Source organism: Desulforamulus profundi, from assembly GCF_002607855.1.
The window spans coordinates 1-4207 of the sequence record NZ_AWQQ01000099.1; the positions used below are offsets into that span (position 1 = coordinate 1).

Consider the following 4207-nt stretch of genomic DNA (forward strand, 5'->3'; position numbering starts at 1 on the left):
GCTGATTTCATTGTAATCAATGTCAAGAACAAGCGAAACAGCCTTCTTTAGTGCTTCGTGCAAGGTCGTTACAGCCGCCCGAAGTATGCTTTTCTCTTCCGCATTGCTGTTGCCCACAAGTTTCGCGGAATGGTAGGATATGTCCAACATGAACATATCCGTCAAGAATTCATACCCCAGAAAGATATTGGTAGCTACAGTACCATCGTGACGGCACAAAGGGTGGTTATCGTGGTATGGTTGCGAGAAAGAAAATGTCCCGTTGGGGTTCGCATCTGCGACCTCTGCGCCACCGCACTTTTTGCAGACGTTGAAGCCGTTTTTACTTTTTCCCATATTAACAGTCAATACTTTTCTGTCAGGAAGATTAGCAAAACGGATATTGCTCCGCCCGTAATTATCCATCCTTGTGTCTTCGGGTACATAGGAATAATATGGAGCCTCAGCATAGGTGTATTGTTCATCCTCGTCTTCGAACTTTACTTCATCACCTTTGACAGGAGAAAATCCCCAAGGACGCAACATCTTATTCCGAACTATGGCTGCGCCGCAATACGGACAAACCATGCCGGGAGAATCCTCTTGCTTCAAGCCAAACCAGTTGCAATCGGAACAGATGTAGATATCTTTATAATAGTCATTGTTCTTGAAATAGAACTCGGCTTGGTTCGTTTCAAAACCCCTCGGTCGAGGATTGGCGTAAATGCCGCCGCTCTTAAATATTTTTTTGTCTATCGTAACAAAGCGACCGGGTGCGTATTCACTAAGAGCTACCGCAATATCTCGCTCTGGCGCATATTGAATATCCCGAGGAGCGTTTTTACCACGTTCAGATTCTTTCTCAACGAAAAACCGTACAACATTTTTGGGGAACGAGTATGAGGGAATAAAGCCTTCGCGGTAGAAAACATCAAACGCCGGCGTTTCTTTGTCGTTGTTAATATACTCATCACGCTTGCCTTCAGCTAAGACATTCTTGCAGATTTCGCGGAATTGCCTGATTGTCTCATCGGTTGGTAAATCCATAGCTTGCGCAAACGCTATGAAGTTCTCGCCGTATTGTTCGCAGAATGATATTATACCTATGTCAACAATGCCGTCGAATTGGGTTTTCATATCGGGAGTGGACATGAATCCATTCAAAGCCAGCATATTAAAATGGCGCTGCTTGATTTTGGGATTGTTGCGGTCTATCCACGGCTTACGCGGCGAGCCGGAAATCATCTCGTCAGGATGCAAAAAGTAATGGCTGTCGTGCGTTCCGCCGGAAGCGTATGTTACGATTGTGGATATGCCTGCATTTTTACGTCCGGCACGTCCCGCACGCTGTTGGTAGTTTTCTCTCATAGGCGGTATGTTGCGAAGTCCGACAGCAGTCAACGAACCGATATCAATACCAACTTCCATAGTAGTCGTGCAACTCAAAACATCAATGGAATCCTCGCCGTTTTCACCTGCGTTGATGTCTTGGAAGCGCATCTCATACTTTTCTGTGCGGCTCCAAGTATCGCTTCGGATTTCTTTATGGGACAATTGCGCTGTGTGCTCTTCGGTATCAATTGTGTGAATGGTTTCGATTTTGTTTAAGGCGTTCAGAACCGGTATCCGCCAAAAGTCAAAGCGGGACAAATCGGATTCGCCAATAGGTACTAAATCCGTTGAATCAAAACAAGCGCCGCAATAATCCCCAATTTTGAACGGAGATAGTTTCCCGCATTTTACGCAGCGATACCAAATGAAGTCTTTGCCGGCAAACTCAATCTTTACTGCAGCTAACTTAATGTAGTAGCGATTGTTTGCTGAGGAAGCGAAAAACAAGTCCCGCACCTTATTTGCGATTTTTGCTGTCGTTTGATTATCGAGGTTCAACAGTTCTTGGATTCGCTGAACAAGCCCTTTGTCTAATTCAGTTGAGAATTCAAAGCCCAAACCAAATATCTGATTTTTGCTCCTGCCGGGTAGACCTTTTCTGACATCGTCTTGAATTATTTCTCCAAGAGCTGCACTATCGTCCATAACATCCCAGAACAACAGCACAAGCAATTGGTAAAGAATACCCTTATCTATGGTTACTCCAACGTCCTCCAAATCAAATACGCAATCGTCGAGAACAGAAGATACAGGGGTTAAAAATCCAATGCCAATGTCCTTAAAAGAACGAGGGCTTTCTGTGAAGAAAGTTAGCAACTGCTCATAGTAGTCATCGGGTAATGTCTGATACTCTGAAGCTACTGCAGAATAGTCAATGGCTCTTCCTCGCCTCTCCACTCTGCTTTTTTTGTCCCTAAACAGTCGCTTGTCGTTTTCAAATTTCTCCTTGCTTTTCCCGCTGAAGAATGTAAGCTGTTTTGGATGCAAACATCCAAAAACGCCGGGTATAAGTCAGATAAAGAGTGTTCTTTCCCGTCAACTTGCAGAAGGAGCGACGCAAACATAACAGCCTGACGGAAAGCGTCTGCGTCAGATGATTTTGACAGGTCTAATGCAAGTTTTGCAGCGTTCTGGCGTGAGTCTGAGAACAGCAAGACTTTTTTCCCTTGATTGATTAAGTCTGACTTCGGAGGCTGAAGTTCAAACTGTGCCTTTGTCAGGTTATAAAATGGAATGTTACCTTTGGTAGATAAATCAACGGGTTTCTTCAAAGGCATAGGTTTTTTGCATTTGGGGCAAACGCCAAAGTTAAACGACCGAGACTTTGCGTCGAATTTATCACTATATACGACGGTGAGCAAATTATCATCGTCTTGGGGCGACGTATACAGTTTCCCCGTCAATGGGTCAAGCGCGCCAATCTTATCGTTCTTTCTTCTTTGATAGTTCTCGGGAACTACATAGAGAAGCATTTCATTGAGCGAATTAGCATCCCCGTTCAAGCCACGTTCAGGGAAGACATACCAATACGGCTGTCCTTCGTTCTTCTGAACATAGACTCGTAGATATAACGCCCCACATTTTATGTGGTTAACGAGTTCGTATATTCTGCCGCCGCACTCGCACTTGTCCTTCGGGATAGAGATAACCCTACCAAGAGGGAGTTTTTCGCTTTCGGAGTATTTTGCGCAGGAGCATTTCGGGTTGGAACACGCATACAGCCCTTGAAGTCCGCGCAAAAACATATGAAGCCGTACAGGGAACAGGATATTCCCATCCTTTGCGGCAAGGGAAACCAAAGCCAATAAAGCGTCGAGCGCTTTTTCGGCATTCGCACTGTTTCCGAATAGCGTATTCTTAATCTCGCTATATGATTTTGCTCCATCACGACATAGTTTGTTCAGCAAAACAAACGCTTCGTATTTAGGCAGATTGTCGTATAGCCATTCTTGAGCATGACTTTGGCTAATGTCATCCTGTAAGTTGCAACGGAAAACCGCATCCGCGAAACTCTTAATTCTGTTAGTAATACCTTCGCCTTGTACTTGGTCAGAGCCAATCGATGCTAATGCATCAATGTCTGTCTTAACCTCCAAGTCTTCGGGAACATCCTCTTTTGCGCCGAACAGAAACTCGCAAGAAGAGGACTCTTTCCCAGTAAGCCCAGAGTAAAATGCATTAATCGCTTCTTGTTCGTTTTGAGGCATACTTGCGGTGGTAAGGATAAACTGAACCCTGTCAATTGAAATCCCTAAGCGATAGAACAGACGCTCCAACAAGAGCGCAATTTCCCCGCCAGCGGAGCCACGATACATATGCGCCTCATCTAAAACGATGAGAAGTCTGTTGTCTTTGGAGTCGTTAAGCCAATGTTTTGTTTTATCCCATATGTTGGCTTCTCGTTGACGCATAAGCATATACTCCAACATAGAGTAGTTCGTAATCAGGATATCCGGCGGACACCCCTGCATCTCGAAGCGAGTTATGAGTTCGGCATCGTACGGAGATGGCACATGGATGTTTTTCTCCAAGTTCTCAATGAAAATCTGAAGTCCATTCTCTCCAAATCTGGCGGGGTATTTGTTTATGCTCTTAAGCCGTTAATGTTGTTGGCTTGCCGCCGTTGGGTTTCTTCGTCGGCGGTGTCGTCTATCAGATAGTTCTCACGGAACGTATTCGCTAATTCACGACTGTTTGCAGGTTTTGCGTCGCCGGAATAAGGCGTTCTTCCTGTGTACATTCCGAAATGGGGTATGCGCGTTGCTTGCGTATCCCTCGTAAATATTTCTCTGAACTTTTCGCTACCGATAATTTTCCTGAATCTGGCCAATTGGTC

General features: G+C 44.9%; 3 protein-coding genes. All 3 read right to left on the minus strand.

Annotation, left to right across the window (positions count from 1 at the left end; genetic code table 11):
• Positions 1-2016 (minus strand): helicase-related protein (locus P378_RS22235; protein WP_338013943.1); only part of this gene is annotated, 2016 nt, incomplete at its 3' end.
• 212 nt (positions 2017-2228) lie between these two features.
• Positions 2229-3782 carry a DEAD/DEAH box helicase family protein gene (locus P378_RS22240; RefSeq protein ID WP_238473314.1) on the minus strand — a complete coding sequence of 518 codons (1554 nt, stop codon included), beginning with the start codon at positions 3780-3782 and terminating at the stop codon, positions 2229-2231.
• A 173-nt stretch (positions 3783-3955) separates the two neighbouring features.
• On the minus strand, positions 3956-4207 hold a 252-nt coding region (locus P378_RS22245; RefSeq protein ID WP_238473315.1), incomplete at its 5' end, for a hypothetical protein.

Excerpts from the sequence above, each read along its gene's own strand:
- P378_RS22240 (WP_238473314.1), bottom strand. The coding sequence starts at position 3,782 with ATGCGTCAACGAGAAGCCAACATATGGGATAAAACAAAACATTGGCTT.